We start from the raw sequence: 25769 nt of genomic DNA on the forward strand, positions 1-25769 counted from the left end.
GGTATGTGGTCCCGCCGCCAGGAATCGAACCTGGATCTCAGCCTTCGGAGGGCCGAATTCTATCCGTTGAAATACAGCGAGAGAGGGCTCCGGCAAGCACCGGAGCCAGACATTATGGCCTATCAGGCGGCCTCTGTTTCGGCTTCGTCCGCAACCGCCGCCGCGGACAGCAGCGGACCGAAGCCCAACCCCGCCAGATAGACCCTGAAGGTGCGCCTTCCCGTGGGCACGAGATCGAAGGCCTCCGGGTCGAGCAGCCAGTTCTGGATGAGCCCGCTGATGAGCGCATGCAGCCCCTGCGCGGCCATGGCGCCGGGCACCGGCAGCTTGATGCGGGCACGGCGGGCGGCCAGCCGCAGGGCCTTTTCGAAATCGGCGACGCAGGCGTTGCGGGCGTCGAGGTGGCGCTGCTGCACGGAAGCCATGTCGTGCGTGTATTCGACCTTGTGGGTCGCCACGTCGAACACGCGGCGCACCTGCGGGTCGGTGGCCATGAGGGTCAGCGCGTGGACCATGCCCTCTTCGATCTCGGCCAGCGGATCGTCGACGCCGCTGGCGCTGGAGGCCCTGGGCCCTGCTTCGAGCGGAAGGATGACGCGCTCCATCATGGCGTTGAACAAGTCGGCCTTGTCCTTGAAATGCCAATAGATGGCGCCGCGCGTGGCGCCGGCCTGCTGCGCGATCTGCTGCAGCGTGGTCTGCGAGACGCCCTGCGCCTGAAACAGCAGCTCCGCGGCATCGAGCAACCGATGCCGCGTGGCCATTGCTTCTTCCTTCGTACGACGTGCCACCAAGTCTCCTGATTTGTAAAGCAACGCCCTTTCCCGGTCGTGGGGCCATTGCACGACCGTCACTATACATCCATGAATGTATGTAAACTACCGGGCTTCCCCGATGGCCCGCCTGCCCGTACAGGTTTCCGGTTCGCCCGAGAACGCGCCATCTCCCGTCTTCGCTTCAAAGGAATCGCATGCCTCTCCTGCATGTTTCGCGCCAATCGTCCTTTTCGCCGCGTCTCGCGACCGTGGCCGCCGTTGCCCTGCTGGTCCTCGCGGGCTGTGGCAAGAGCGATGCGCCCGCCGGCGCAGGCGCACCCGGCGGCGGCGGCCACCCGGCGCCCGAGGTCGGCGTGGTGGTTGCGGCGCCGGGCGATGTCGGCCTCGTCACCGAACTGCCCGGCCGCCTCGAGGCCTCGCGCGTCGCGCAGGTCCGCGCCCGCGCATCGGGCATCCTGCTGAAGCGCGAATTCCGCGAAGGCAGCGACGTGAAGGCCGGCCAGCTGCTGTTCCGCATCGACCCAGCGCCGCTGGTGGCCTCCCTGCAGAACGCACAGGCCACGCTGGCCCGCGCCGAAGCCAACGCCGTACAGGCCAAGGCCCTGGCCGACCGCTACAAGCCGCTGGTCGAGGCCAACGCCGTGAGCAAGCAGGAATACGCGACGGCCGTGGCCTCGCAGAAGACCGCCGAAGCCGACGTGGCTTCCGGCCGCGCCGCCGTGCAGACCGCCAAGATCAACCTCGGCTATGCCGACGTGACCTCGCCCATCGCCGGTCGCATCGGCCGCGCCCTCGTGACCGAAGGCGCGCTGGTGGGCCAGGGCGACGCCACCGAACTGGCCGTGGTGCAGCAGATCAACCCCGTGTACGTCAACTTCACGCAGTCGGCCACCGACGTGCTGAAGCTGCGCCGCGCGCTGGCCGACGGCCAGTACAAGCGCGCGGGCGGCGAGGAAGCCGCCAGCGTGCGCGTGGTGCTGGAAGACGGCAGCGAGTACGCACAGGAAGGCAAGCTGCTGTTCTCCGACCTCACGGTCGACTCGACCACCGGCCAGATCACGCTGCGCGCCGAAGTGCCCAACCCCAAGGGCGAGCTGCTGCCCGGCCTGTACGTTCGCGTGAGGCTGGAGCAGGCCAAGGCCACCAATGCGATCGCGCTGCCGCAGCAGGCGGTCACGCGCACGCAGCAGGGCGACACCGTCACGGTGGTCGACAAGGACGGCAAGCTGTCCAAGCGCAACGTGAAGATCAGCGCCGCCAAGGACAACCAGTGGGTGGTGCTCGACGGCCTGAAGGCCGGCGAACAGGTGATGGTCGACGGCTTCCAGAAGCTGCAGATGATGCCGCCGGGCACGCCCGTGAAGGCGGTGCCGTGGACCAAGCCGAACCCCGCCGCAGCGGCCAAGCCGGCTGCGGCGGCGCCTGCCGCCGCCGAACCGGCGGCCACGGCCGAGAAGAAGTAATCAGGAGCGCGCCCGCAAATGGCCAAATTTTTTATCGACCGCCCGATCTTCGCGTGGGTGATCGCACTGTTCATCCTCGTGGTGGGCGGCGTGGCAATCACCCAGCTGCCGATCTCGCAGTACCCGCCGGTGGCGCCTCCCGCCATCGTGATCAACGTCGCCTACCCCGGCGCCTCGGCCCAGACGCTCGAGGACAGCGTGCTGTCCGTCATCGAGCGTGAAATGAACGGCTCGCCGGGCATGATCTACATGGAATCGGTGGCCCAGGCCGACGGCACCGGCTCCATCACGATCAGCTTCGAGGCCGGCACCAACGACGACCTCGCGCAGGTGGACGTGCAGAACCGGCTGTCGCGGGCAACGCCGCGCCTGCCCTCCGCCGTGACGCAGCAGGGCGTGCGCGTGGACAAGTCGCGCAACAACTTCCTGATGTTCGTGATGCTGTCCTCCGACAACCCGAACATCGACCCGGTGGCGCTCGGCGACTATGCCGCGCGCAACGTGGTGCCCGAGTTGCAGCGCGTGGTCGGCGTGGGCCAGGCCCAGCTGTTCGGCTCCGAGAACGCGATGCGCATCTGGATCGACCCGGCCAAGCTGCAGGGCTTCAACCTGTCGGCCACCGACGTCAACAACGCGATCCGCGCACAGAACGCGCAGGTGTCCTCCGGCACCATCGGCGACCTGCCCAACATCCCCGGCCAGGCCATCGCGGCCACGGTGGTGGTGAACGGCCAGCTCGCCAACGTCGACCAGTTCAAGGAAATCGTGCTGCGCGCCAACACCGACGGCTCGACCGTGCGGCTGAAGGACGTGGCCCGCGTCGAGCTCGGCGGCCAGTCGTACGCCACCTCGGCGCGCCTGAACGGCGTGCCGGCGGTCGGCGTGGGCGTGCAGCCCACGCCCAACGGCAACGCGCTGCAGTCGGCCAAGGCGATCCGCGCCAAGATGGCCGAACTCGAGCGCTACTTCCCGCAGGGCGTGAAGTGGGCCATTCCGTACGACAGCTCGCGCTTCGTGCAGATCTCGATCACCGAGGTGGTCAAGACGCTGCTGGAAGCCGTGGCGCTGGTGTTCGTGGTGATGTTCCTGTTCCTGCAGAACTGGCGCTACACGATCATCCCGACCATCGTGGTGCCCATCGCGCTGCTGGGTACCTTCGCCTCGCTGCTGGCGCTGGGCTTTTCGATCAACGTGCTGACCATGTTCGGCATGGTGCTGGTGATCGGTATCGTGGTGGACGACGCCATCGTGGTGGTGGAGAACGTCGAGCGCATCATGAGCGAAGAGGGGCTGTCGCCGCTCGAAGCCACGCGCAAGGCCATGCGCCAGATCTCCGGCGCCATCATCGGCGTGACCGTGGTGCTGGTGTCGGTGTTCGTGCCGCTCGCTTTCTTTGCGGGCTCCACCGGCAACATCTACCGCCAGTTCTCGGCGGTGATGGTGGCGTCGATCGCCTTCTCGGCGTTCATGGCGCTGTCGCTCACGCCGGCGCTGTGCGCCACGCTGCTCAAGCCGGTCGAAGCAGGCCACCACCACGAGAAGACCGGCTTCTTCGGCTGGTTCAACCGCGGTTTCACGCGCACGGCCAAGGGCTACGAGAGCCTCGTCGCCCGCGTGCTGCGCCGCGCCGCGCGCTACCTCGTGATCTACGCCGCGATCATCGCCGCGGTGGTGTTCACCTACACCCGCCTGCCCAGCTCGTTCCTGCCGCAGGAAGACCAGGGCAACATCATCGTGAACGTGCAGCTGCCCCCGGGCGCCACGCAGGAACGCGCGCTGTCGGTCATGCAGCAGGTCGAGGGCTTCATCCTGAAGCAGCCCGAAGTGCAGAGCATGGTCGGCGTGATGGGCTTCAGCTTCTCTGGCCAGGGCCAGAACGCGGGCCTCGCCTTCGTGACGCTGAAGGACTGGGACGAACGCAAGGACCCGGCCCACTCGGCCAGCGCGCTGGCCGGCCGTGCCTTCGGTGCGCTGTCGGGCATCCGCGACGCCTTCATCTACCCGCTGAGCCCGCCGCCCATTCCCGAACTGGGCAACGCCAGCGGCTTCAGCTTCCGCCTGCAGGACCGCTCGGGCGCAGGCCACGAGGCGCTGATCAACGCACGCAACCAGCTGCTGGGCATGGCCTCGCAGAGCAAGATCCTGTCGCAGGTGCGCCCTGACGGCCTGGAAGACGCGCCGCAACTGCAGATCGACATCGACCGCGACAAGGCGAACGCACTGGGCGTGACCTTCGACGCGATCAATGCCACGCTGTCGACCGCGCTGGGTTCGAGCTACATCAACGACTTCCCGAACCGCGGCCGCCTGCAGCGCGTGGTGGTGCAGGCCGATGCGCCGGCGCGCATGCAGCCCGACGACCTGCTCAAGCTGAACGCCAGCAACACGCAGGGCCTGCCAGTGCCGCTGTCGGCCTTCGCGACCACCAAGTGGGTCACGGGCGCCACGCAGACGGTGCGCTACAACGGCTACCCCGCGATCCGCATCAGCGGCGACGCGGCGGCCGGCTACAGCACCGGCGCCGCGATGGCCGAGATGGAAAAGCTCGCCTCGCAGCTGCCGCAGGGCTTCGGCTTCGAATGGACCGGCCAGTCGCGCGAAGAAAAGCTCGCGGGTTCGCAGGCCATCGTGCTGTACGGCTTCGCGATCCTGGCGGTGTTCCTGTGCCTGGCCGCGCTGTACGAGAGCTGGTCGATCCCGCTGTCGGTGATCCTGGTGGTGCCGCTCGGCGTGCTGGGCGTGCTGCTGGCAACCATGCTGCGCGCCTATTCGAACGACGTGTACTTCCAGGTGGGGCTGATCACCATCATCGGCCTCTCCGCGAAGAACGCGATTCTGATCATCGAGTTCGCCAAGGACCTGCAGGCGCAGGGCAAGGGCGTCATCGAATCGGCACTGGCCGCCGCGCACCTGCGCTTCCGCCCGATCGTGATGACCTCGCTGGCCTTCGGCCTGGGCGTGCTGCCGCTGGTGCTCGCCTCGGGCGCCGGCTCGGCCAGCCAGCGTGCCATCGGCACCGGCGTGCTGGGCGGCATGGTGACGGGCACGGCGCTGGCCGTGATCTTCGTGCCGGTGTTCTTCGTGGTGGTGCGCAGCCTGTTCAAGGGCAGCGCGCGCCAGCGCGAGGCCGACAAGCGGCATGCGGAAGCAGCCGGCATCACGGAGGAACCGAAACATGACTGAACTCGGGCACACCCCCAGGCCGCGCGCACTGCGTGTCGCTACGCCCACCCCCTTGCAGGGGGCAACACCAGCGGCCCGGCAGAGCCGGTTCCGCGGTGTTTTCCGAACAGGCCGCGCCGCGCATGCAGCGCGAACGGCCATGGAGTCGCTATGACAATGACGAAATTCATTCCAACAGCCCTGGCAGCGGCAATGCTGCTGGCCGGCTGCTCGCTGATCCCGACCTACGAGCGCCCCGCGGCGCCGGTGCCGACCACCTTCCCGGGCGACCCGGCGCAGCCGCCCGGACAGGCCGCGGCCAACCTGGCCTGGCAGGACTTCTTCACCGACCCGCGCCTGGCGGGCCTGATCCAGACGGCGCTCTCGAACAACCGCGACCTGCGGGTGTCGGTGCTCAACATCGAGCAGGCGCGCGCGCAGTTCCAGATCCAGCGCTCGGCGCTGTTCCCGGCGCTGGGCCTGACGGGCTCGGGCTCGCGCTCCGGCCCCAACCCGTACCAGGGCATCGAGCCCGGCGCGGGCAGCGTGGCCTCGCAGTACAGCGTCAACTTCGGCTTCACGGCCTGGGAGCTGGACTTCTTCGGCCGCATCCGCGCGCTGAAGGACCAGGCCCTGGCGCAGTACCTGGCCACCGACGAGACGCGCAAGGCGGTGCAGATCAGCCTGATCGCGTCGGTCGCGAACGGCTGGCTCACGCTGCTGGCCGACGACGAGCTGCTCGAGATCACGCGCCAGACGCTGGTCACGCGCGAAGAGTCGGTGCGCCTCACGAAGCTGCGCTTCGACAACGGCGTGTCTTCCGAGCTCGACTTCCAGGCGTCGAACGGCCAGCTCGAAAGCGCGCGCGCCGCGTATGCGCAGCAACTGCGCACCCGCGCGGAGGACGAGAACGCCCTCGCCCTGCTGCTGGGCGCGCCGGTGCCCGCCGAAGCCACGGCGGGCGGCGCCAAGGGCCTCGCCGGCATCAAGCCGATGCCCGACGTGCCGGCCGGCCTGCCCTCCGACCTGCTGGCCGAGCGCCCGGACATCCGCGCGGCGGAGCAGCAGCTGATAGCGGCCAACGCCAACATCGGCGCGGCGCGCGCGAACTTCTTCCCGCGCGTGTCGCTGACAAGCTCCATCGGTACCGCGAGCACCGAGTTCTCGGGCCTGTTCGACCGCGGCTCCAAGGCCTGGTCGTTCGCGCCGACGGTGACGCTGCCGATCTTCAACGCGGGCAGCAACCGCGCGACGCTCGAGTCGGCCAAGGCCGGGCGCGAGATCGCGGTGGCGCAATACGAGAAGTCGATCCAGACGGCGTTCCGCGAAGTGGCCGATGCGCTCGCGGGCCGCGCCACGCTGGGCGAACAGGTGCGCGCGCTGCGTGCGCAGGCCGATGCGGAGGCGGTGCGCTTCAAGCTGTCCGACCTGCGCTACCGCAACGGCATCGCCAGCGCGCTCGACCTGCTCGACGCGCAGCGCTCGCTGTTCTCGGCACAGCAGTCGGCCGTGACCACGCAGCTGCTGCAGTTGCAGAACCAGGTCACGCTGTACAAGACGCTGGGTGGCGGCTGGGCCACGCGCGACGGCAACAACGGCTGATGCGTTGAGAAACTTTGGCGTCCGCTAAGGGTAGGTCCCTTGCCCGCTTGGGCAAGGGGTCTCTCTATAATCGCCGGTTGGTTAGGAAAAGCCCCCCGACGAGCCCCCGATATTGAGGACGCCAATGAGCGCAGACCCGCATTACCAGGCCACAGAAGAAGCCCACACCGGGCCGATCAAGAACCCGAAGCAGCTGCTTCTCGCGGTATTTTTCTCCTTCATCGCCCCGATCCTGATCATCGTGGGTCTTGTTTCCTATGTGGTCTCGGGCGACAAGCCCTCGGGCACCGCGCAGGGCGACAACATGTCCCTCTATGGCGTGACCAAGGAAGCGCGCGACCGCGAAGTGGCCGAGCGCCTCAAGAAGGTCGGCGCCATCGAGATCCGCGACGCCAACCGTCCGCTGGCCACCGGCGAGACCGTCTTCAAGGCCCAGTGCGCCACCTGCCACGGCTCGCCCGGCATCCCTGGCGCGCCGCACTTCCAGGACGCCGCAGCCTGGGGCCCGCGCATCGGACAGGGCTACGCCACGCTTCTCGAACACGCCCTGAAGGGCAAGGGCGCCATGCCTGCCCAGGGCGGCGGCGACTTCGAAGACCTCGAAGTGGGCCGTGCCGTGGTCTACATGGCCAATGCCGGCGGCGCCAAGTTCCCGGTGCCGGATCGCCCGGCTCCGGCCGCCTCCGCCGATGCACCCGCTGCTGGAGCGGCTCCCGCAGCTGCTGCACCCGGCGCTGCTGCCGCACCCGCGGCCCCTGCTGCGGCGGCAGCAGCCCCTGCTCCCGCGGCGAGCGCTCCCGCCGCCAACTAGGCGTTTACCCTAGTCTCAGGAACGAAGCCGGCCCAGCGCCGGCTTTTTTCATGGGCGGGTGGCCTCTGCTACAGCAGCGGCTTCCGCGTGGTGTTGCGCCGGGCTCAGCACGTGCCCGAAGCGGCCGGGCAGTTGTGCGGCACGCACTTCCTCCGGCGTCCAGAGCCCGCGTTCGATGGCATCCGCCGCAATGCCGACGTCCTGCGTGTGCACCAGCCCCAGCCCGGCCGGCGACGACAGGTAGAGCCTGCCCTCTTCGTCGAGCAGGCAGCCGGTCACCTCGGCGGGCTGGCCGGTGTGCGCGGTGACGGTGAAGCCGTCGCCCTGCTCGGCCACGCGCCACACCAGGGGCGCCGCCTCCAGTTCCACGTACACGCGCTGCGGCCCGTTCTGGAAGAACCACTGGCCTTCGCCGTCGTGCTCGTAGTTGCGGTGAATGAACTCGATCAGCTTGTCGTGCCTGAGCATCGATCCCTTCGCTGCTGGAAAGGGGCCTTCGGCCTGCGTGCGGTCGTCGCGCATGTACCAGTTGCCGCGCGCGTCCAGACCGAGCCAGCCGTAGCAGTGCGGCACGTTGGGCCATTTGGCGAGTGCCTGTTTGACGATGTCATCCATGAAGCTATTGTGCTCGCCGTCAGGCGTGGCGGGCCAGCCAGCCGCCTACGCGCTCCGGCATGCCGCGCACGTGCCCCGGCGGCAGCCCCATGGGAAAGCCCACGTGGCCGCCATGCGCGGGCTGCCACAGCGTGACGTGCGCACCCACCTCGCCGGGCAGCGGCAGGCTGCTGGCGGGAATGAAAGGGTCGTTGCGCGCGTTCACCACCAGCGCGGGCACGCGGATGGATGCCAGGTGCGGCTTGGCCGAGCCCCGGGCCCAGTAGTCGTCGGCATCGCGAAAGCCGTGCAGGGGCGCGGTGAAGATGTCGTCGAAGGTATAGAGGTCGCGCGCGGCCAGCAGGCGGTCGCGGTCGAACAGGCCAGGGAACTGCGCCAGCTTGGCCATGGCCTTGGGCTTCATGGTCGCGAGGAACATGCGCGTGTAGACCAGCTTGTTGAAGCCCCTGCCGATGGCCTCGCCGCCCGCCGCCAGGTCGAGCGGCGCACACACCGAGGCCACCGCGTTCACCACGCCGGCGGCCGTTTCACCGGCCTCAGAGGCCCATCGCATCAGCGCATTGCCGCCGAGCGACACGCCCGCGGCCAGCACCGGGCCGCCGCCCTTGCGCGCATGCTGCTCGCGCATGCGCGAGAGGATCCAGCCGATCTCCTCGAAGTCGCCCGAGTGATAGGCGCGCGGCGCCAGGTTCAGCTCGCCGCTGCAGCCGCGGAAATGCGGCACCGCGAAGGCCATGCCCTGCGACGCGGCGAATGCGGCGAAGGCTTCGGCGTAATGGCTGCGCGATGAGCCCTCCAAGCCGTGGAACAGCACCAGCAGCGGCACCGGCTGCCGGGGCGCATCGACGAAGTCGACGTCGATGAAGTCGCCGTCGGGCGTCTGCCAGCGCTCGCGCCGGTAGACCGGCGCCGGCCCGTCGAAGCGGCGTGCATAGAGCGCGGGCCAGATCGTCTGCAGGTTGCCGCCGGGCAGCCAGCGCGGCGCCATGTAGCCCATGGCCGTCGAGGGGGAAGGGCCCGAAGCGGATGACGAGGGAGCGGAAGGAACGAAGGACGGCATCGATCAATGCAGGGTCTGGGGCGGATCGTTGGCGTCGTCGGGTTCGCGCGCGCTGCCGGGGCTCGCATGGTGCGCCACCAGGCGCCAGCCCTGCGCGGTCTTGTGATAGACGTTGGTGGCCAGCACGAAAGCGTGGCGCGGGCCCTCGGCCGTGAGCACCTCGATGCGCTCCAGCACGTTGTGCACCGCGCTGGCGAGCGATTCGATCTTGCGCACCCGCGCGGGCGTGGCGTGGATGGCGCCGTTGCCGAACATCTGCTCGAAGGCCGCGCGGATCGCGACCGCGCCCACCAGCCGCGGACCACCGGGGTGCACGCAGAACACCTCGTCCTCGTCGGCCCAGCAGGCCATCAGTGCATCGATGTCGCCGCGTTGCAGCGCTTCGTAGAAGGCCGCTTCGACGTCGTCGGCAGTGCCGCCGATGGCCGCGGCGGCGCGGAGTGGAGTCTTGGGCATGGCGTGATTCTGCCGCGCAGTCGGTGACGGGGGCACTGCACCGCTTTGGCACGGTCCGCACCGCGGTGCCGCAATCCTGGCGAATCGCCTGCTCCGTTTTGGACCAAATGGTCAAAAGCAAACCGGAAAATACAACTAAGCCATTGATTTAAAAGAATTTTTCAAACTGGCACGCCGCATGCAAGGAGCTGCGCAATCACGCAACAGGAGTCCTTCCATGAACGTCGGCATCTTCATTCCCATCGGCAACAACGGCTGGCTGCTTTCCGAAAACGCGCCCCAGTACAAGCCCAGCTTCGAGCTCAACAAGCAGATCACGCTGAAGGCCGAGCGCTACGGCGTGGACTTCGCGCTGTCCATGATCAAGCTGCGCGGCTTCGGCGGCAAGACGGAGTTCTGGGACCACAACCTGGAGTCGTTCACGCTCATGGCCGGCCTCGCGGCCGTCACCAGCAAGATCAAGCTGTTTGCCACGGCCGCATCGCTGGTCATGCCGCCGGCCATCGTCGCTCGCATGTCGTCGACCATCGACTCCATCTCCAACGGCCGCTTCGGCCTGAACCTCGTCACCGGCTGGCAGCGCCCCGAGTACTCGCAGATGGGCATGTGGCCCGGCGACCAGTTCTTTGGCACGCGCTACCAGTACCTCAGCGAATACATCCAGGTGCTGCGCGACCTGTGGGGCACCGGCCGGTCGGACTTCAAGGGCGAGCACTTCAAGATGGACGACTGCCGCATGAGCCCGCAGCCGCAGGCCGACATGAAGGTGATCTGCGCCGGCCAGAGCGACGCGGGCATGGAGTTCTCCGCCAGGTACGCCGACTACAACTTCTGCTTCGGCAAGGGCGTGAACACGCCCAAGGCCTTCGCGCCCGCGGCCCAGAAGCTCATCGAGGCCACCGCCAAGACTGGCCGCCACGTCACCACCTACGTGCTGATGATGGTGATCGCCGACGAGACCGACGAAGCCGCGCGCGCCAAGTGGGAGCACTACAAGGCCGGCGCCGACCACGAAGCCATTGCATGGCTGGGCCAGCAGGGCGCGGCCGACACCAAGTCGGGCGCCGACACCAACGTGCGGCAGATGGCCGACCCGACCTCGGCCGTGAACATCAACATGGGCACGCTGGTGGGCTCCTACGCAAGCGTCGCACGCATGCTCGACGAAGTGGCCGAGGTGCCCGGCACCGAAGGCGTGCTGCTGACCTTCGACGACTTCGTGCAGGGCGTGGAAGCCTTCGGCGAGCGCATCCAGCCGCTCATGAAGAGCCGCGCGCACGTGCAGAGCCCCGTGCCGTCGCAGGTCGAGCCCCAGCGCCTCGCGGCCTGAACAGGAGCACCCACGTGAGCGCACCCGCACGCAACACCACCCTCACCTCGACCACGCCCGTCGGCGCGCCCCGCCTGCCCGGCGCACCCACACCGCTGGTGCTGCCGGCACGCCCCGAGCCGCTTGCGATGCACGCCAGCGATTCGGCGCTGATCGTCGTCGACATGCAGAACGCCTATGCATCCATTGGCGGGTATGTCGACTCGGCCGGCTTCGACATCTCCGGCGCGCAGGGCACCATCGCCAACATCGTGCGCGCCATTGCCGCGGCGCGCGCGGCCGGCATGCTGGTCGTGTTCCTGCAGAACGGCTGGGACGCCGACTACGTGGAAGCCGGCGGGCCCGGCTCGCCCAACTGGCACAAGTCGAACGCGCTCAAGACCATGCGCGCCAAACCCGAGCTGCAGGGCAAGTTCCTCGCCAAGGGCGGCTGGGACTACGAACTCATCGACCAGATGAAGCCGCAGGCCGGCGACATCGTCGTGCCCAAGACGCGCTACAGCGGCTTCTTCAACAGCACGCTCGACAGTACGCTGCGCGCGCGCGGCATCCGGCACCTGGCCTTCACCGGCATCGCGACCAACGTGTGCGTGGAGTCGACGCTGCGCGACGCCTTCCACCTCGAGTACTTCGCGGTGATGCTGGAAGACGCCACGCACGAACTCGGCGGCCCGGCCATCCAGAAGGCATCGGTCTACAACGTCGAGACCTTCTTCGGATGGGTCTCCACGGTGGACCAGTTCTGCGCCACCTTCGCCGCGCCGCAAGCCGTTTCCCAACCCGCGTCGGCCGAAGCGGCCGTCGCCTGATTCACCTTCATCGAGGAGTTCCCCCATGCCCAAGCAAGCCATCATCCCTCCCGGCACCGGCGTGCCGCTCGCCCCCTATGTTCCCGGCACGCTCGCCGACGGCGTGCTCTACGTGTCGGGCACGCTGCCCTTCGACAAGGACAACAACGTGGTGCACGTCGGCGACGCGAGCGCGCAGGCCCGGCATGTGCTCACCATCATCAAGGGCGTGGTCGAGGCCGCCGGCGGCACCATGGACGACGTGACCTTCAACCAGATCATGCTCAAGGACTGGGCCGACTACGCGAAGATCAACGCGGTATATGCCGAGTTCTTTCCCGGCACCAAGCCCGCGCGCTACTGCATCCAGTGCGGCCTGGTGAAGCCCGATGCGCTGATCGAGATCGCCTCGATCGCGCACATCGGCAACAAGGGCTGAGGCGCCGCATGCCTTCGCTGCACTACGAGGTGCACGGGCCGTCCGAGGCGCCCTCCACTGTGCTGCTGTCGTCCGGCCTCGGCGGCTCGGCCGGTTTCTGGCAGCCGCAGCTCGGCGCGCTGGTCGACGCCGGGCACCGCGTCGTCGCCTACGACCAGCGCGGCACGGGCCGCAGCCCCGGCGCGCTGCCCGCTGCCTATGCCATCGAGGACATGGCGCAGGACGTGCTGGAAATCCTCGACGCCACGAACACTTCGCGGTGCCACTTCGCGGGCCATGCGCTCGGCGGCCTCGTGGGCTTGCAGCTCGCGCTGGATGCACCCTCGCGCATTGCGAGCCTCGTTCTCATCAACGCATGGTCGAAGCCCAACCCGCATTCGGCGCGCTGCTTCGATGCCCGGCTCGCGCTGCTCGGCGCATGCGGTGCGCGCGCCTACGTGGAAGCGCAGCCGATCTTCCTCTACCCCGCAGCCTGGGCCGACGAGCACGCGCAGCGCGTGGCCGACGAAGTCGATCACGCCTTCGCCCATTTTCCCGGCGAGGCCAACATGCGCGCGCGCATCGCCGCCCTGCGCGCCTTCGACATCGACGCACGGCTGGGCGACATCACCGCGCCCGCATTGGTGGCCGCGGCCAAGGACGACGCACTCGTGCCCTGGACCTGCTCCCAGCGCCTGGCCGATGGCCTGCGCGACGTCACGCTCGACTTCATGCCGCACGGCGGCCACGCCCACAGCGTGACCGAGGCCGAGGCCTTCAACCGCAGCCTGCTCGACTTTCTTTCGCGGGTCACCGCACCCGCAGTTCCAGCATGACCACTCTTGCATCCACACTCGACGACGCAGCGCTGTCGCTGCTGTTCACCGCCGCACGCAGCCACAACGGCTGGACCGACGAGCCCGTCACCGACGCGCAACTGCGGCAGATCTATTCGCTCGCGAGCCTGGGCCCGACCTCGGCCAACTGCTCGCCCGCGCGCTTCGTGTTCGTGCGCACGCCCGAAGGCAAGCAGCGCCTGGCGCCCGCGCTCTCCAAGGGCAACCTCGACAAGACCATGAGCGCGCCGGTCACCGTCATTGCCGCATGGGACCGCAAGTTCTACGACAAGCTGCCCACGCTGTTCCCGCATGCCGACGCGCGCAGCTGGTTCACCGGCAGCCCCGAGGCCGCGCACGAGACCGCCTTCCGCAACGCGAGCCTGCAGGCCGGCTATCTGCTGCTGGCCGCGCGCGCGGTGGGCCTGGACGCCGGCCCGATGTCGGGCTTCGACAAGGCGAAGGTCGACGCGGCCTTTTTCGAGGGCACCGACTGGACCGTCAATTTCCTCATCAACCTCGGCCACGGCGATGCGTCGAAGGTGTTCGGCCGCCTGCCGCGGCTGCCCTTCGACGAAGCCTGCGTGCTGGCCTGAAGGAGTCACTCTCCATGTTGAACGCCATGGCCTCCCACGCCCCTTCGTCATCGAACCCCGCCGGCTTGCCCGCGGGCTTGCAGAAGGCCGACTACCGCAACGCGATGGCGCGGCTGGGCGCGGCGGTGAACATCATCACCACCGACGGCCCGGCGGGCCGCGCCGGCTTCACCGCATCGGCCGTGTGCAGCGTGACCGACGAGCCGCCGACGCTGCTGGTGTGCCTGAACCGGTCCGCTTCCGTGTACCCGGCGTTCAAAGCCAACGGCGTGCTGTGCGTGAACGTGCTGGCAGCGGGCCACCAGTCGCTGTCCGCGTTGTTCGGCGGCAAGACGCCGATGGACGAGCGCTTCGCCGCCGGCCGCTGGAGCCGCAAGACCACCGGCTCGCCGATGCTCGACGATGCGGCGGTGTCCTTCGACTGCCGCGTGGTGCACGCGACGAGCGCGGGCACGCACGACGTGCTGTTCTGCGAGGCCGTGGCGATTGCGATCGGCGGCGCGGCGCAGGGCTTGATCTACTTCGACCGGCGCTATCACGAGATCGCGGCGCCGCCCCAGCACTGAATTGCTTCCTCCCCCTTTGGGGGAAGGCCGGGAGGGGGGCGGGCAGAGCGCTCGATGGATAAGAGTCAGCGCGGCGCGATGCCCTGCAGCACGATGCGCTGAACGTTCTCCACCGTCTCCTCGAAGAACGCCGCATCTTCCAGCGTGTGCCCCGTCAGCGCCTGCACCTGCACGCCGAAATCCGCGTAGTGCTGCGTCACCGCCCACAGCGCGAAGATCAGGTGGTGCGGATCGACCGGCGCCAGCTTGCCGGACTCGACCCAGGCGCGGATCACTTCCGATTTCTTCTCCACCAGCGAGCGCAGCTCGCGGTCCAGTTCGTCGCGCAGCAGCGGCGCGCCCTGGATCATTTCAAGGCAGAACAGCCGCGATGCATCGGGCCGGTCGCGCGACACCACCAGCTTGCGGCGTATGTACCCGCCGATGGCCTCCGCCGGGTCCTGCTCGGCGCTGAAGCCGCGCAGAGGTTCGAGCCACAGCGCGAGCAGGTCGCGCAGCACGTTGACGTAGAGCTCTTCCTTGTTCGCGAAGTAATAGAGCAGGTTGCTCTTCGACACGTCGGCACGCGCCGCCACCTGGTCGATCGACGTGCCGTGCAGGCCGAAGCGCGAGAACAGCCCCAGCGCCGCGCCGAGGATCGCGCTGCGCTTGTCCTCGATCTGGCGCAGCCGCCGGTTCACGGCCGACGCACTGCGCACGGCCGGCTTGGCACGCTTGCGCGCCGGTTTGTCGGTACTGCTGCTGGCTGCGGCCAGCGCCTTGGTCTTCGGCATCTTCCCTCGCTCTTCTCTTCACGTTCATCGGTTTTCAAACGGCGCACCACTGTAAGGCCACGGTGCATCGCCTTGCGTCACGACCGGCGGCACGACGCGGTGTTGCGCACCATGCTGACGCGGCGAATGCGATTTGTCCATTTGGTCCAACTGGCACAGACGTTGCATGGCGAAAGGCATGCCAACGCATGCACGACTGCATGACCGACCGAATGAGGAAGCCGCCATGACCCTGCTGTCCGTTCCCATCATCGATCTCGCGCCCTACTTCGACGGCACCGCCGAAGGCAAGTCGGCGGTTGCGAGAAAAGTCGACGAAGCCTGCCGAAGCATCGGCTTTCTCGTCATCACCAACCACGGCATCGCGCCCGAGCTGATAGAGCGCGTGTCGTCGCTCTCGCGCCAGTTCTTCGACATGCCGCTGGCCGAGAAGCGCAAGGTCGACCGGCCGCGCGAAGACGCGGTGCGCGGCTACAGCGCGGTCGGCGAAGAGGGGCTCTCCTACAGCCTGGAAGAGGCAGCGCCCGGCGACCTGAAGGAGTCGTTCTCCATCGGCCCGTCGAACGTGCCCGACGACGACTATCACCGCGGCCCCGCCGCCGGCCCGCACTTCGAGCCCAACAGCTGGCCGCCCATCGACGGTTTCCGCGAAGCCTACGAAGGCTACTTCGAGGCCATGAGCGATCTCTCGCGCTCGCTGATGCGCATCTTCGCGCTCGGCCTTTCCCTGCCCGAGACCTTCTTCGACGACAAGATCGACGAGCACATCAGCATGTTCCGCGTGCTGAGCTATCCGCCGCAGCGCGAGCAGCCGCTGCCGGGCCAGTTGCGCGCGGGCGCGCACAGCGACTACGGCAGCCTCACCATCGTGCTGCCCGACGACAAGGGCCTGCAGGTGTTCAACAAGGCAGGCCAGTGGGTCGACGTGCCGCAGGTCGAGGGCGGCCTGGTCGTCAACATTGCCGACCTGATGATGCAGTGGACCAACGACCAGTGGGTGTCCACACTGCACCGCGTGATCAACCCGCCGTTCGAGGTGGCGAGCACCAACCGCCGCCAGTCGCTGGTGTTCTTCCACCAGCCGAACTACGACGCGATGGTCGAGTGCCTGCCGAGCTGCCTCGCGCCCGGCGAGGTTGCCAAGTACGCACCCATTTCCTCCGGAGACCACCTGACGTCAAAGTTCGTCAAGCAGACGACCTTTGGCGGGACCAAGGCGGTGGCTTGAGATGACTTACCGCTGTTCTTCGGGGCGCGCTCACGCCGAGCAGTTGTTGATCAGCCGAGCACCAGCAGCGTGCCCTGTGCACAGGGCGTCGGGTGCTCCCCGCAGCGAAATAAAGGAGGAGGCCGCAGGCCGGGGGACATTCGCGGAGGGGAGTACCCGACGGCCTGTGCACGCGCCCTGAAAAACACCACATCAAAAAAGCACAGACATGGCACACCTCTCCTACGTCAACGTCTTCGCCAAAGACGTGGTCGCGCTCAGCGGCTTCTACCAGCGCGTGTTCGGCTTCACAGAGATAGAAGCCATCCGCTCCCCCATCTTCCGCGGCCTGGACACCGGCAAGTCGAGCCTCGGCTTCAACGCGCTCGACGCCTACGAGCTGCTGCACCTGAGCGAGTACTCCGACACGCGCGGCGTCAAGTTCCTGCTGAACATCGACGTCGACAGCCAGGCCGACGTCGACCGCATGGTGCCCGTTGCCCTGGAGGCCGGCGCCAGGCTGGTGAAGGCGCCCTACGTCACTTACTACAACTGGTACCAGTCGGTGCTGCTCGACCCCGAAGGCAACGTGTTCCGCATCAATTTCATGATGTAGCCGCACGCGACCTCCCCTCCTTTTTCTCCTCTCATCCCATGCTTCCCACGAAAGGTTGCTTCATGCCGCGCACTCCCTCCCACGGCCCCGTCCTCGGGCTTGCCATGACCCTCGCAGCCGGCGGCGCGCTCTTCACCACGCTGCCCGCCGCTGCGGCCGACGGCTTCACGCTCAAGGACAAGCCGAAGATCGCGATGCTCTACTTCGGCCCCAAGAACGACGGCGGCTGGACGCAGGCCTTCGACGAAGCCCGCGTGAAGATCGAGAAGGAAATCGGCCAGAAGATCCAGTTCGTCGAGAACGTGCCCGAAGACGCATCGGCCATCAAGCCCGCCGCGGAGAAGTTCATCCAGCGCGGCGCCAACATCGTCATCGGCACCGCCTTCGGATACTCCGACAGCTTCAAGGACCTGGCCGCCAAGTACCCCGACGTGGCCTTCCTCAACGGCTCGGGCACCACCAACGGCAGCAACCTCGAGTCGTTCTACGGCCGCACCTACGAGAGCCAGTACCTCTGCGGCATGGCCGCAGGCGCGGCGTCGAAGACCGGCAAGCTCGGCTTCGTCGCGGCCAACCCCTTCGGCGTGGTGAACTGGACCATCAACGCCTTCGCGCTCGGCGCGCAGAAGATGAACCCGAACGCCACCGTCAACGTGATCTACACCGGCGCGTGGAACGACCCGGTGAAGGAACGCGCGGCAGCGGCGGCATTGATCGACCAGGGCGCCGACGTGATCGGCCAGCACGTCGACAGCCCCACGCCGCAGATCGTGGCGCAGGAGCGCGGCGTGTACGGCACCGGCCACCACCGCGACCTGCGCCAGTTCGCGCCCAAGGCCACGCTGTGCTCGTCGGTGTGGGTGTGGGACCGCTTCCTCACGCCGGAACTCAAGAAGATCATGGCCGGCAACTGGAAGCCAGCCCAGTACGGCGCCTTCATCGAGATGAAGGACGGCGGCACCGACATCGCCGGCTTCGGCCCGGCCGTGCCCAAGGACAAGGCCGCGCTCATCACCGCCGAGCGCGACGCGATCATGAAGGGCAAGCAGATCTACGCCGGCCCGCTCGCCGACCGCGACGGCAAGGAGCGCGTCGCCAAGGGCGCGGTGCTGTCCGATGCCGACCTCTGGAAGATGGACTGGTTCGTCAAGGGCGTGGTCACGCAGAAGTAAGCCATGCCCAATGCGCTGGAACTCACCGGCATCCGCAAGTCCTTCGACGGCTTCGCGGCACTGACCGACGCCCACTTCACCGCGCGCTGGGGCGAGGTGCATGCCCTGCTCGGCGAGAACGGCGCGGGCAAGTCGTCGCTCATGAACATCGCGGCCGGGCTCTATGCGCCCGAGGCGGGCCAGCTGCTGGTGGATGACAACGCGGTGCGCTTCGCCGGCCCGCGCGATGCGGCCAGGCAGCGCATCGGCATGGTCCACCAGCATTTCAAGCTGGTGCGGCCGTTCACCGTGGCGCAGAACATCCTGCTCACCGCGCCGCCGCCTGTCGGCTTCCAGAGCCACGGCGAAAGGCTGCGCGAAATAGAGCGCGACATCCGCAACAAGGCCTCGGAGCTGGGCTTCGACATCGATCCGTCGAAGCGCGTCGATGCGCTGTCGATCGCCGAGCAGCAGCGCGTGGAGATCCTCAAGGTGCTGCTGGCGGGCGCGCGCATCCTGATCCTCGACGAGCCCACCGCCGTGCTGACCGACCAGGAAGCCGCGCGCCTGCTGCAGACCGTGCAGGGGCTGGCGCGCAAGGGCGCCGCGGTGGTGCTGGTCACGCACAAGATGGCCGACGTGAAAACGTACGCCGACCGCGTGACGGTGATGCGCGGCGGCCGCACGGTAGCCACGCTGAAGCCGGCCGAGGCCACGACCGCCGAGCTGGTCAAGCTCACGGTGGGCGAGTCGATCGCCGCGCAGGGCTTCCAGGCCCCGGCCGCATCGCGCGGCCCGGTGCGGCTGACGGTGCGCGGGCTGCGCACGCCTGCTTCGCCCGAAGGCCGGCGGGTGCTCGACGGTGTCGACCTCGAACTGCATGCCGGCGAGATCTACGGGCTTGCCGGCGTGGGCGGCAACGGGCAAGGCGAACTGGCGGGCGCCATCATGGGGCTGCCGGGCGAAGCCACCGAAGGCGAGATCCGGCTCGAAGGCCACGGCGACCTGAAGACGATGGCCGCATCCGCGCGGCGCGGCATCGGCATTGCCGCGATTCCGGCCGACCGCTACGGCCTCGCGCTCGCGGGCGGCCTGTCGGTGGCCGAGAACTACGCCATCGGCCGCGTGCACACCGGCCGCTACGGACCCGTGTGGCGCCTGCGCCGGGGCCGCATCCAGGCAGACACGCAGGAGGCGGTACGCGCCTTTGACGTGCAGGGCGTGCGCTCCGTCGCGCAGAAGGCGGCGCTGCTGTCGGGCGGCAATGCGCAAAAGCTGGTGCTGGCGCGCGAGTTCGGCAAGTCGCCGACGCTGGTGCTCGCGCACAGCCCGAGCCGCGGCCTCGACGTGCGCGCCAGCGCCGAGGTGCATGCGCGGCTGCGCGCCGCGCGCGACGGCGGCGCTGCGGTGCTGCTGATCAGCGAAGACCTCGACGAAGTGCTGCAGCTCGCGGACCGCGTGGGCGTGATGACGCGCGGGCGCATCGCCGGCGAGTTCGCGCAGCCCGCCGACCGGCAGGCGATAGGGCAGGCGATGGTGGACCATGGTTGAAGCATCCCTCTCCGCAAGCATGGCAAGCGCACCGAACACCGTCGCGGCAAAGCCGCCGCAGCCACAGCCGCTGGCGCGCCGCCGCTACGCGCTGGAGATCCGCCAGCACATGGCATGGCGCTGGCAGGCGCTGATCCTCGCGGCGGCGCTGCTGGCGGGCTTCGCCATCTCCGCCGCCATCCTGGTGGCGGCCGGCGTGCCCGCCGACGAACTGGCCAACGAGTTCGTCACGCAGACCTTCCTCGATGGCCAGAACTTCCGCGCGGTGCTGTTCCAGGCCGCGCCGATGATCCTCGTCGGCCTGGCCGGCGCCATCGCGTTCCGCGCGCGCTTCTGGAACCTCGGGCTCGAGGGCCAGATGATCTGGGGCGCCATCGGCGCCACGGCGGTGTCGATGTGGCAGATCGGCCCCGAGAACCTGCGCCTGCCGCTGATGTTCATCGCGGCCGTCGGCTGCGGCCTGCTGTGGGTGCTGGGCCCGGCGTGGCTGAAGCTGAAGCTGGGCGTGAACGAGATCATCTCGACGCTGATGCTCAACTACATGGCGGCCAACTTCCTGCTGCACCTGGTGTACGGAAGCTGGAAGGACCCGAAGGACAACTTTCCCTATTCGCCGCAGTTCCGCGCGTTCGAGCGGCTGCCCGAACTCGGCGGCGGCGTGGGCAGCTCGATCCTGCTGGCGGGCGTGGTCGCGCTGCTCGCATGGTGGCTGGTGAGCGTGAGCCGCGCGGGCCTGTACCTGCGCTTCGTCGACGCCAACCCGCGCGTCGCGCATGCCAACGGCGTGCCGGTGCGGCGCACCATCTACGGCGCGGTGCTGCTGTCGGGTGCGATGGCCGGGCTCGCGGGCTTCGCCGTTGCGGCGGGGCAGGAAGGCAGGCTCACGCAGGCCTTCTACCAGGGCTACGGCTTCTCGGGCATCCTCATTGCCTTCCTCGCGCGCAACAACCCGCTGGCGGCCACGGTGGTGGCGCTGCTGGTGGCGGCGCTGTTCGTCACCGGGCGCAGCCTGCAGGTGTTCTACCAGGTGCCGTTCTCGATGGTGCAGCTCATACAGGCCATCATCGTGGTGTGCGTGGCGTCGAGCGATTTCTTCATCCGCCACCGGCTGCGCCGCGTGGGCGCGGAGGCTTCGGCATGAGCGGCGGCATCGTTCTCAACTGGCTGGCGAGCACGCCGGACTTCGCGGTGCCCTATGCGCTCGCGGCGCTCGGCCTCATCATCTGCGAGCGCGCGGGCGTGCTGGCGCTCGGTGCCGAGGGGCTGATGCTGGTCGGCGCATTGGCCGGCATCGGCGCGCAGATCGCCATCGGGCAGCCGGCGGTGTCGCTGGTGCTGGCCATGCTCGCGGCCAGCGTGGTGTCGGTGCTGTTCGCGGTGATGGTGATCTGGCTGCGCGTGAACCAGGTGATTGCCGGGCTCGCGCTGGTGTTCTTCTGCCAGGGGCTCACGGCGCTGGTCGGCTCCATGGCCGAGTGGACCAACCACGCGACCGAAGGCATCGGCGCGATGGGCCTGTGGCCGCTGTCGATGCTGCCGGGCGTGGGCAGGCTCTTCGAGCAGAACGCGATGGTGTGGCTCACGCTGCCGATCTTCTGCGCGGTGGCTTGGTTCTTCGCGCGCACCTCCACCGGCCTGCGGCTGCGCGCGGTGGGCGAGAACCCGCAGGCCGCCGACGCCGCCGGCATCCGCGTGGCGGCATGGCGCTTCGCGGCGGTGCTCGCGGGCTCGGCGCTGGTGGGGCTGGCGGGCGCGTACATCTCGGTGGTCAGCACCAAGCTGTGGATCGCGGGCATGACCGGCGGGCGCGGCTGGATCGCCGTGGGCCTCGTGATCTTCGCGCGCTGGTCGCCGTGGAAGGCGCTGGTGGGCGCGCTGCTTTTCGGCTGCATCGAGGCGCTGATTCCGCAGCTGGCCGCCGCCGGCGTTCAGCTGCCGCAGTACTTCGTGATGATGACGCCCTATGCGGTGACGCTGGGCGTGATGGTGTGGGTCGCGCTCTCCAGGCGCGGCGCCGATGAAGAGCCCGGTGCGCTGGGCCAACCCTATGTGCGGGAAGAACGCCGATGAAGGCCTGGGTCTACAACGAGGAGCGCGAGCTCGACGCGGCGCAGTTCGCCGACTACCTGAACCCGGCCACCACGGCCGTGGTCTCCATCGACATGCACCGGGGCCATCTCGACGACGACCCCGACTGCCCCTGCCCCGCGCCGCGCGCACGCGACGTGGTGGCGCCCATCGACAGCTTCCACGACGAAGTGCGCGCGCTGGGCGTGCGCATCGTGCACGTCAGGTCGGTGCTGCGGCCCGGCGGCGAGGACGACACGCGCGGCATTCCGGCCGCATGGCGGCGCACCTTCCCGCTGCACGTGGGCGAGATTCCGAACGCCCATGCGCATGCCATCGAAGGCACCAAGTGGACCGAGTGGGTCACGCGCGTGGAGCCCGGCGACATGCGCGTGGACAGCAAGCGCCGGCTCTCGGCGTTCTATCCGACCGACCTGGACTTTCTGCTGCGCAACCAGCGCATCGAGACGGTGGTGCTCGACGGCGGCTTCACCGACTGCTGCGTGCTCAACACCGCCTTCGACGCCAACAACCACAACTACCGCGTGATCGTGCTGCGCGACCTGGTGCGGGGCACCGACGCGCACCTGGAAGGCGCGGCGCTGGCGATGGTGTCGCTGCACCTGGGGCTGGTGATGGATTCGCGCGAGCTGCTGCGCAAGTGGCGCGGCCTGGCCGGCGGCCAGCCTTCCCCGTCTTCTCTTTCCTGATCCGCCCTCCGTCTTCCTGCTGAACCCCGACGCCCGATGCCGAACTCCATTCCCCTCGTCGATCTCGGCGGCAACCTCGACCCGAGCACCGCCGCCGCCAAGACTTCCGCCCTGCAGCTGCACGAGGCGCTGAGCACCATCGGCTTCGCCTACATCTCGGGCCACACGGTGCGCCGCGCCACGCGCGATGCGGCCTTTGCGGCTTCGCGCGAGTTCCACGCCTCCACGCTCGAACAGAAGCAGTCGCTCGCGATCAACGCCTTCCATCGCGGCTACATGGGCATGGCCTCGTCGACCATCGTGACCTCGTCGGTCGCCAAGGTCACGCGCCCGAACATGAGCGAATCGCTGATGCTCATGCACGAGCTGCCGCCCGACGACAAGGGCCTGCTCGCCGGCCTGCCGATGCAGGGCCCCAACCAGTGGCCCGAATGGCTGCCGGGCTTCAAACCCGCCATGACGCAGTACGTGAGCGAGGTGGACGCGCTCGGGCGCTACATCGTGCGTCTGATTGCAATGAGCCTCGGCCTGGAGGCGCATGCGCTCGACCACCACTTCGAGCACCCCACCACCTTCCTGCGCGCGCTGCACTATCCGCCGCAGCCGCCCGTCGACGACGACCAGATGGGCTCGGCGCCGCACACCGACTACGGAATCATCACCCTGCTCGCGCAGGACGACTCCGGCGGCCTGCAGGTGCGGCCGCGCGGCGGCGACTGGATCGAGGCGCCGCCGATCGCGGACACCTACGTGCTCAACGTCGGCGACATGCTGGCGCGCTGGACCAACGACCGCTTCGTGTCCACGCCGCACCGCGTCATCAACCGCTCGGGCGGCGACCGCTACTCGCTGCCGTACTTTCTCGATCCCGCCATGGACGCGCTGATCGAGTGCCTGCCCACGTGCACCGATGCGCAGCATCCGCCGCGCTACGACCCCGTCACCTACGGCCACTACCTGCTCGAGCGCCTCGACAAGAACTACGCCTACCGCAAGCAGGCCCAGCCCTGACAGCGCCTCCTTTTCCCATCTTCCCCAGGATCTCCATCATGAAAAACTTCTCCCGCCGCGACTGCCTGCAAGCCATGGCCGCAGCGGCCGGCATGTCCGCGCTGGCCATGCCCGGCATGTCGCTCGCCGCGCAGAACCTCGTCGTCAACACCTACGGAGGCCGCTGGGAAAAGTTCTGGCGCTCCGACCTGATGCCGATGTTCATGAAAACGGCCGGCGTGCAGACCACGCTCGACGTGGGCCTGGGCAAGAACTTCGTCGCCAACCTGCGCGCCGCCGGCGTCGAGAAGCCGCCCTACAGCATCCTGATGGTCAACGAGAACATCGCAAGCCTGGTGCGCGCCGAAGGCTACTTCGAGCCCATTCCCGCAGCCAAGGTGCCCAACCTCGCGAACGTATATCCGATCCTGCGCAACCCAGGCGACAACGGCGTGCGCGGCATCGTCTCGACCATCGGCATCGGCTACCGCAAGGACCTGGTGAAGACGCCGCCCAAGTCGTGGTCGGACCTGTGGAGCAACCCCGAGTTCAAGGGCAAGATCGGCCTCTACCAGATAGGCAACACCGCCGCGATGCTGTTCCTGCTGATGACGGCCAAGCTCTACGGCGGCTCGCAGGACGCCATCGACCGCGCCTTCGCCGAGATCAAGAAGCTGCTGCCGTTCACGCAGGCCGACTGGAGCGGCACGCTGTCTACCATGCTCACGCGCGGCGACGTGACCGTGGCGGTGATCGACTTCCCCGAGATCGTGGCGCTGCAGAAAAAAGGCGTGCCGGTGGAAATGGTGGCGCCCACCGAAGGCGTGCTGGCCTTCGAGCAGTCGTTCAACGTGCTGAAGAATGCGCCGGCCAAGGAAGAGGCCTACAAGTACCTCGACTTCATCCTGCGCGGCGACGTGCAGGAAATGATGGCCAGGGAATTCTTCACCTCGCCGACCCACGTGGGCTCGAAGCTGCCGCCCGATCTCGCCAGGGACGTGCCGGTGAGCGGCGAGCGCATGAAGTCGATCTTCCAGTTCGACTGGACCAAGGTCAATCCGCAGGTGGCGGCCATCACCGACCGCTGGAACCGGGAGATGAAGTGAGCGCAGCCAGCCCCGCACGCACGGCGCCCGCGCGCCGCACCACGAGGGTGTCGCTCGACGGCCTGCGCAAGCGTTTCGACAACGCGCCGGCGTCGGCCATCGCGCACCTCGACCTGAAGACCGAGGAAGGCGAGTTCATCTCGCTGCTGGGCCCGAGCGGCTGCGGCAAGACCACCACGCTGCGCTGCGTGGCGGGTTTCGAGTTTCCCGACGAAGGCCGCGTGCGCCTGAACGACGAGGACATCACCGACCTGCCGCCGGAGAAGCGCGACATCGGCATGGTGTTCCAGAACTACGCGCTGTTTCCGCACCTCACGGTGTGGCGCAACCTGGCGTTCGGCCTGGAGATGCGCGGCATCGGCAAGGCCGAGTGCAAGCGCCGCATCGACGACGTGCTCGCGATGGTGCAGCTCACCGCCATGGCCGAGCGCTACCCGCGCCAGCTCTCCGGCGGCCAGCAGCAGCGCGTGGCGCTGGCGCGCGCGCTGGTCGTGGAGCCGCGGCTGCTGCTGCTCGACGAGCCGCTCGCCAACCTGGACGCCGTGCTGCGCGAAGACATGCGCGTGTTCATTCGCGAACTGCAGAAGCGCGTAGGCATCACCACGCTGTATGTCACGCACGACCAGTCGGAGGCGATGGTGATGTCCGACCGCGTGGCCGTGATGCTGGGCGGCCGGCTGCTGCAGTTCGACGTGCCCGAGGCGATCTACATGCGCCCGCGCAGCGTGGAGGTGGCGCGCTTCATCGGCCGCTCGAACCTCATCGAAGGCCGCGTCGAAGGGCTCACCGACGAGCCCGGCCCGTACCCGACCTACCGCGTGAGCACCGCGCTGGGCAGCGTGCCGGCGAGCCACGACCAGCCGCTGGCAACGGGACATCCGGTGCACGTGACGATCCGCCCCGAGGCGATCCGCTGGCGCAACGACGGACCCTACACGGGGCTGGTGCAGTCGGCCTATTTCCTCGGCAGCACGGTGGAGCACACGGTGCAGTGCGCCGGCGGCCAGAGCCTGCTGGTGCAGACCTCGCCGGGCCAGCGCGCGGAGGCCGGCGCACAGGCGGCCTTCGCCTTCGATCCGGGCCACGCCTGGATCATCGCGGCGGCGCCATGAGCGCGGT

At 68.4% G+C, this 25769-nt stretch carries 25 protein-coding genes and 1 tRNA gene; 20 read left to right on the forward strand and 6 right to left on the reverse strand.

Going from position 1 to position 25769, the window contains the following annotated elements:
* Positions 1 to 6: 6 nt before the first annotated feature.
* Both WIX39_RS01495 and WIX39_RS01500 read right to left on the reverse strand, forming a co-directional pair.
* Positions 7 to 81: transfer RNA gene (locus WIX39_RS01495), tRNA-Arg, on the reverse strand.
* A gap of 41 nt (positions 82 to 122) precedes the next feature.
* Positions 123 to 794, reverse strand: coding sequence for a TetR family transcriptional regulator (locus tag WIX39_RS01500; RefSeq protein WP_081266058.1), 672 nt, complete (start codon positions 792 to 794; stop codon positions 123 to 125).
* Positions 795 to 970: 176 nt separating this feature from the next.
* Between WIX39_RS01500 and WIX39_RS01505 the strand changes: the two genes are divergently transcribed.
* The 4 genes from WIX39_RS01505 (at position 971) to WIX39_RS01520 (ending at position 7814) form a co-directional block, all read left to right on the forward strand.
* The gene (locus WIX39_RS01505; protein ID WP_409194387.1) at positions 971 to 2239 is read left to right on the forward strand and encodes an efflux RND transporter periplasmic adaptor subunit; all 1269 of its coding nucleotides are present in this window, start codon (positions 971 to 973) and stop codon (positions 2237 to 2239) included.
* An 18-nt stretch (positions 2240 to 2257) separates the two neighbouring features.
* Positions 2258 to 5422, forward strand: a complete 3165-nt coding sequence (locus WIX39_RS01510; RefSeq protein WP_081266060.1) for an efflux RND transporter permease subunit — start codon at positions 2258 to 2260, stop codon at positions 5420 to 5422.
* Between the two features lie 156 nt (positions 5423 to 5578).
* Complete coding sequence (locus tag WIX39_RS01515) at positions 5579 to 7003, forward strand: efflux transporter outer membrane subunit (protein WP_081266061.1); 1425 nt, start codon at positions 5579 to 5581, stop codon at positions 7001 to 7003.
* A 124-nt stretch (positions 7004 to 7127) separates the two neighbouring features.
* A complete protein-coding gene (locus WIX39_RS01520) occupies positions 7128 to 7814 on the forward strand; it encodes a c-type cytochrome (protein ID WP_409194388.1) in 687 nt (228 codons plus the stop codon).
* Between the two features lie 48 nt (positions 7815 to 7862).
* On the opposite strand, the gene WIX39_RS01525 is transcribed toward WIX39_RS01520, so the two are convergent.
* The 3 genes from WIX39_RS01525 to WIX39_RS01535 all read right to left on the reverse strand — a co-directional run bounded on the left by WIX39_RS01525 (position 7863) and on the right by WIX39_RS01535 (position 9945).
* Positions 7863 to 8429, reverse strand: a complete 567-nt coding sequence (locus WIX39_RS01525) for a DUF2946 family protein (RefSeq protein ID WP_409194389.1) — start codon at positions 8427 to 8429, stop codon at positions 7863 to 7865.
* A 19-nt stretch (positions 8430 to 8448) separates the two neighbouring features.
* Positions 8449 to 9426: a YheT family hydrolase gene (locus WIX39_RS01530; RefSeq protein WP_409196306.1), complete on the reverse strand. Its 978-nt coding sequence runs from the start codon at positions 9424 to 9426 to the stop codon at positions 8449 to 8451.
* Between the two features lie 66 nt (positions 9427 to 9492).
* Positions 9493 to 9945: a YybH family protein gene (locus WIX39_RS01535; RefSeq protein WP_081266065.1), complete on the reverse strand. Its 453-nt coding sequence runs from the start codon at positions 9943 to 9945 to the stop codon at positions 9493 to 9495.
* A gap of 217 nt (positions 9946 to 10162) precedes the next feature.
* Between WIX39_RS01535 and rutA the strand changes: the two genes are divergently transcribed.
* From rutA to rutF, 6 genes are read left to right on the forward strand one after another with little or no spacing between them, the layout of a single operon-like run.
* Entirely contained in the window at positions 10163 to 11275 is a 1113-nt protein-coding gene (rutA, locus tag WIX39_RS01540) for a pyrimidine utilization protein A (RefSeq protein ID WP_409194390.1), read from the forward strand.
* A 14-nt stretch (positions 11276 to 11289) separates the two neighbouring features.
* A complete protein-coding gene (gene rutB / locus WIX39_RS01545; RefSeq protein ID WP_409194391.1) occupies positions 11290 to 12084 on the forward strand; it encodes a pyrimidine utilization protein B in 795 nt (264 codons plus the stop codon).
* Between the two features lie 25 nt (positions 12085 to 12109).
* Positions 12110 to 12502: a pyrimidine utilization protein C gene (rutC, locus tag WIX39_RS01550; RefSeq protein ID WP_081266067.1), complete on the forward strand. Its 393-nt coding sequence runs from the start codon at positions 12110 to 12112 to the stop codon at positions 12500 to 12502.
* Between the two features lie 8 nt (positions 12503 to 12510).
* Positions 12511 to 13317: a pyrimidine utilization protein D gene (gene rutD, locus WIX39_RS01555; protein WP_409194392.1), complete on the forward strand. Its 807-nt coding sequence runs from the start codon at positions 12511 to 12513 to the stop codon at positions 13315 to 13317.
* Complete coding sequence (locus WIX39_RS01560) at positions 13314 to 13913, forward strand: malonic semialdehyde reductase (RefSeq protein WP_409194393.1); 600 nt, start codon at positions 13314 to 13316, stop codon at positions 13911 to 13913. The genes rutD and WIX39_RS01560 overlap by 4 nt, the downstream gene beginning before the upstream one ends.
* 14 nt (positions 13914 to 13927) lie before the next feature.
* Positions 13928 to 14479: an NADH-dependent FMN reductase RutF gene (rutF, locus tag WIX39_RS01565; RefSeq protein WP_081266070.1), complete on the forward strand. Its 552-nt coding sequence runs from the start codon at positions 13928 to 13930 to the stop codon at positions 14477 to 14479.
* 65 nt (positions 14480 to 14544) lie between these two features.
* Here rutF and rutR read toward each other — a convergent pair whose 3' ends face one another.
* A complete protein-coding gene (rutR, locus tag WIX39_RS01570; RefSeq protein WP_409194394.1) occupies positions 14545 to 15252 on the reverse strand; it encodes an HTH-type transcriptional regulator RutR in 708 nt (235 codons plus the stop codon).
* 226 nt (positions 15253 to 15478) lie between these two features.
* Between rutR and WIX39_RS01575 the strand changes: the two genes are divergently transcribed.
* The 10 genes from WIX39_RS01575 (at position 15479) to WIX39_RS01620 (ending at position 25762) form a co-directional block, all read left to right on the forward strand.
* Positions 15479 to 16480, forward strand: a complete 1002-nt coding sequence (locus WIX39_RS01575) for an isopenicillin N synthase family dioxygenase (RefSeq protein ID WP_409194395.1) — start codon at positions 15479 to 15481, stop codon at positions 16478 to 16480.
* A gap of 208 nt (positions 16481 to 16688) precedes the next feature.
* Positions 16689 to 17075 carry a VOC family protein gene (locus tag WIX39_RS01580; protein WP_409194396.1) on the forward strand — a complete coding sequence of 129 codons (387 nt, stop codon included), beginning with the start codon at positions 16689 to 16691 and terminating at the stop codon, positions 17073 to 17075.
* A 104-nt stretch (positions 17076 to 17179) separates the two neighbouring features.
* A complete protein-coding gene (locus tag WIX39_RS01585) occupies positions 17180 to 18247 on the forward strand; it encodes a BMP family ABC transporter substrate-binding protein (RefSeq protein ID WP_081266074.1) in 1068 nt (355 codons plus the stop codon).
* Positions 18248 to 18250: 3 nt separating this feature from the next.
* Positions 18251 to 19777, forward strand: coding sequence for an ABC transporter ATP-binding protein (locus WIX39_RS01590; protein WP_285413134.1), 1527 nt, complete (start codon positions 18251 to 18253; stop codon positions 19775 to 19777).
* Positions 19770 to 20918: an ABC transporter permease gene (locus WIX39_RS01595; protein ID WP_409194397.1), complete on the forward strand. Its 1149-nt coding sequence runs from the start codon at positions 19770 to 19772 to the stop codon at positions 20916 to 20918. Before WIX39_RS01590 ends, WIX39_RS01595 begins: the two co-directional genes overlap by 8 nt.
* Entirely contained in the window at positions 20915 to 21847 is a 933-nt protein-coding gene (locus tag WIX39_RS01600; protein ID WP_081266077.1) for an ABC transporter permease, read from the forward strand. Before WIX39_RS01595 ends, WIX39_RS01600 begins: the two co-directional genes overlap by 4 nt.
* Positions 21844 to 22554: a cysteine hydrolase family protein gene (locus tag WIX39_RS01605; RefSeq protein ID WP_081266078.1), complete on the forward strand. Its 711-nt coding sequence runs from the start codon at positions 21844 to 21846 to the stop codon at positions 22552 to 22554. Before WIX39_RS01600 ends, WIX39_RS01605 begins: the two co-directional genes overlap by 4 nt.
* 36 nt (positions 22555 to 22590) lie before the next feature.
* A complete protein-coding gene (locus WIX39_RS01610; RefSeq protein WP_106936616.1) occupies positions 22591 to 23565 on the forward strand; it encodes an isopenicillin N synthase family dioxygenase in 975 nt (324 codons plus the stop codon).
* 38 nt (positions 23566 to 23603) lie between these two features.
* Complete coding sequence (locus WIX39_RS01615) at positions 23604 to 24650, forward strand: ABC transporter substrate-binding protein (protein ID WP_409194398.1); 1047 nt, start codon at positions 23604 to 23606, stop codon at positions 24648 to 24650.
* Positions 24647 to 25762 carry an ABC transporter ATP-binding protein gene (locus WIX39_RS01620; protein WP_409194399.1) on the forward strand — a complete coding sequence of 372 codons (1116 nt, stop codon included), beginning with the start codon at positions 24647 to 24649 and terminating at the stop codon, positions 25760 to 25762. Before WIX39_RS01615 ends, WIX39_RS01620 begins: the two co-directional genes overlap by 4 nt.
* The last annotated feature ends 7 nt before the right edge of the window (positions 25763 to 25769 follow it).

This window comes from Variovorax sp. AB1(2024) (assembly GCF_037482385.2).
GTDB lineage: Bacteria > Pseudomonadota > Gammaproteobacteria > Burkholderiales > Burkholderiaceae_C > Variovorax.

What these genes read in the sequence shown, in the direction of transcription:
- WIX39_RS01505 (WP_409194387.1), top strand. Translation starts at nt 971, where the DNA reads ATGCCTCTCCTGCATGTTTCGCGCCAATCGTCCTTTTCGCCGCGTCTC.
- WIX39_RS01510 (WP_081266060.1), top strand. Translation starts at nt 2,258, where the DNA reads ATGGCCAAATTTTTTATCGACCGCCCGATCTTCGCGTGGGTGATCGCA.
- WIX39_RS01515 (WP_081266061.1), top strand. Translation starts at nt 5,579, where the DNA reads ATGACGAAATTCATTCCAACAGCCCTGGCAGCGGCAATGCTGCTGGCC.
- WIX39_RS01520 (WP_409194388.1), top strand. Translation starts at nt 7,128, where the DNA reads ATGAGCGCAGACCCGCATTACCAGGCCACAGAAGAAGCCCACACCGGG.
- WIX39_RS01525 (WP_409194389.1), bottom strand. Translation starts at nt 8,429, where the DNA reads ATGGATGACATCGTCAAACAGGCACTCGCCAAATGGCCCAACGTGCCG.
- WIX39_RS01530 (WP_409196306.1), bottom strand. Translation starts at nt 9,426, where the DNA reads ATGGGCTACATGGCGCCGCGCTGGCTGCCCGGCGGCAACCTGCAGACG.
- WIX39_RS01535 (WP_081266065.1), bottom strand. Translation starts at nt 9,945, where the DNA reads ATGCCCAAGACTCCACTCCGCGCCGCCGCGGCCATCGGCGGCACTGCC.
- rutA (WP_409194390.1), top strand. Translation starts at nt 10,163, where the DNA reads ATGAACGTCGGCATCTTCATTCCCATCGGCAACAACGGCTGGCTGCTT.
- rutC (WP_081266067.1), top strand. Translation starts at nt 12,110, where the DNA reads ATGCCCAAGCAAGCCATCATCCCTCCCGGCACCGGCGTGCCGCTCGCC.
- rutD (WP_409194392.1), top strand. Translation starts at nt 12,511, where the DNA reads ATGCCTTCGCTGCACTACGAGGTGCACGGGCCGTCCGAGGCGCCCTCC.
- WIX39_RS01560 (WP_409194393.1), top strand. Translation starts at nt 13,314, where the DNA reads ATGACCACTCTTGCATCCACACTCGACGACGCAGCGCTGTCGCTGCTG.
- rutF (WP_081266070.1), top strand. Translation starts at nt 13,928, where the DNA reads ATGTTGAACGCCATGGCCTCCCACGCCCCTTCGTCATCGAACCCCGCC.
- rutR (WP_409194394.1), bottom strand. Translation starts at nt 15,252, where the DNA reads ATGCCGAAGACCAAGGCGCTGGCCGCAGCCAGCAGCAGTACCGACAAA.
- WIX39_RS01575 (WP_409194395.1), top strand. Translation starts at nt 15,479, where the DNA reads ATGACCCTGCTGTCCGTTCCCATCATCGATCTCGCGCCCTACTTCGAC.
- WIX39_RS01580 (WP_409194396.1), top strand. Translation starts at nt 16,689, where the DNA reads ATGGCACACCTCTCCTACGTCAACGTCTTCGCCAAAGACGTGGTCGCG.
- WIX39_RS01585 (WP_081266074.1), top strand. Translation starts at nt 17,180, where the DNA reads ATGACCCTCGCAGCCGGCGGCGCGCTCTTCACCACGCTGCCCGCCGCT.
- WIX39_RS01590 (WP_285413134.1), top strand. Translation starts at nt 18,251, where the DNA reads ATGCCCAATGCGCTGGAACTCACCGGCATCCGCAAGTCCTTCGACGGC.
- WIX39_RS01595 (WP_409194397.1), top strand. Translation starts at nt 19,770, where the DNA reads ATGGTTGAAGCATCCCTCTCCGCAAGCATGGCAAGCGCACCGAACACC.
- WIX39_RS01600 (WP_081266077.1), top strand. Translation starts at nt 20,915, where the DNA reads ATGAGCGGCGGCATCGTTCTCAACTGGCTGGCGAGCACGCCGGACTTC.
- WIX39_RS01605 (WP_081266078.1), top strand. Translation starts at nt 21,844, where the DNA reads ATGAAGGCCTGGGTCTACAACGAGGAGCGCGAGCTCGACGCGGCGCAG.
- WIX39_RS01610 (WP_106936616.1), top strand. Translation starts at nt 22,591, where the DNA reads ATGCCGAACTCCATTCCCCTCGTCGATCTCGGCGGCAACCTCGACCCG.
- WIX39_RS01615 (WP_409194398.1), top strand. Translation starts at nt 23,604, where the DNA reads ATGAAAAACTTCTCCCGCCGCGACTGCCTGCAAGCCATGGCCGCAGCG.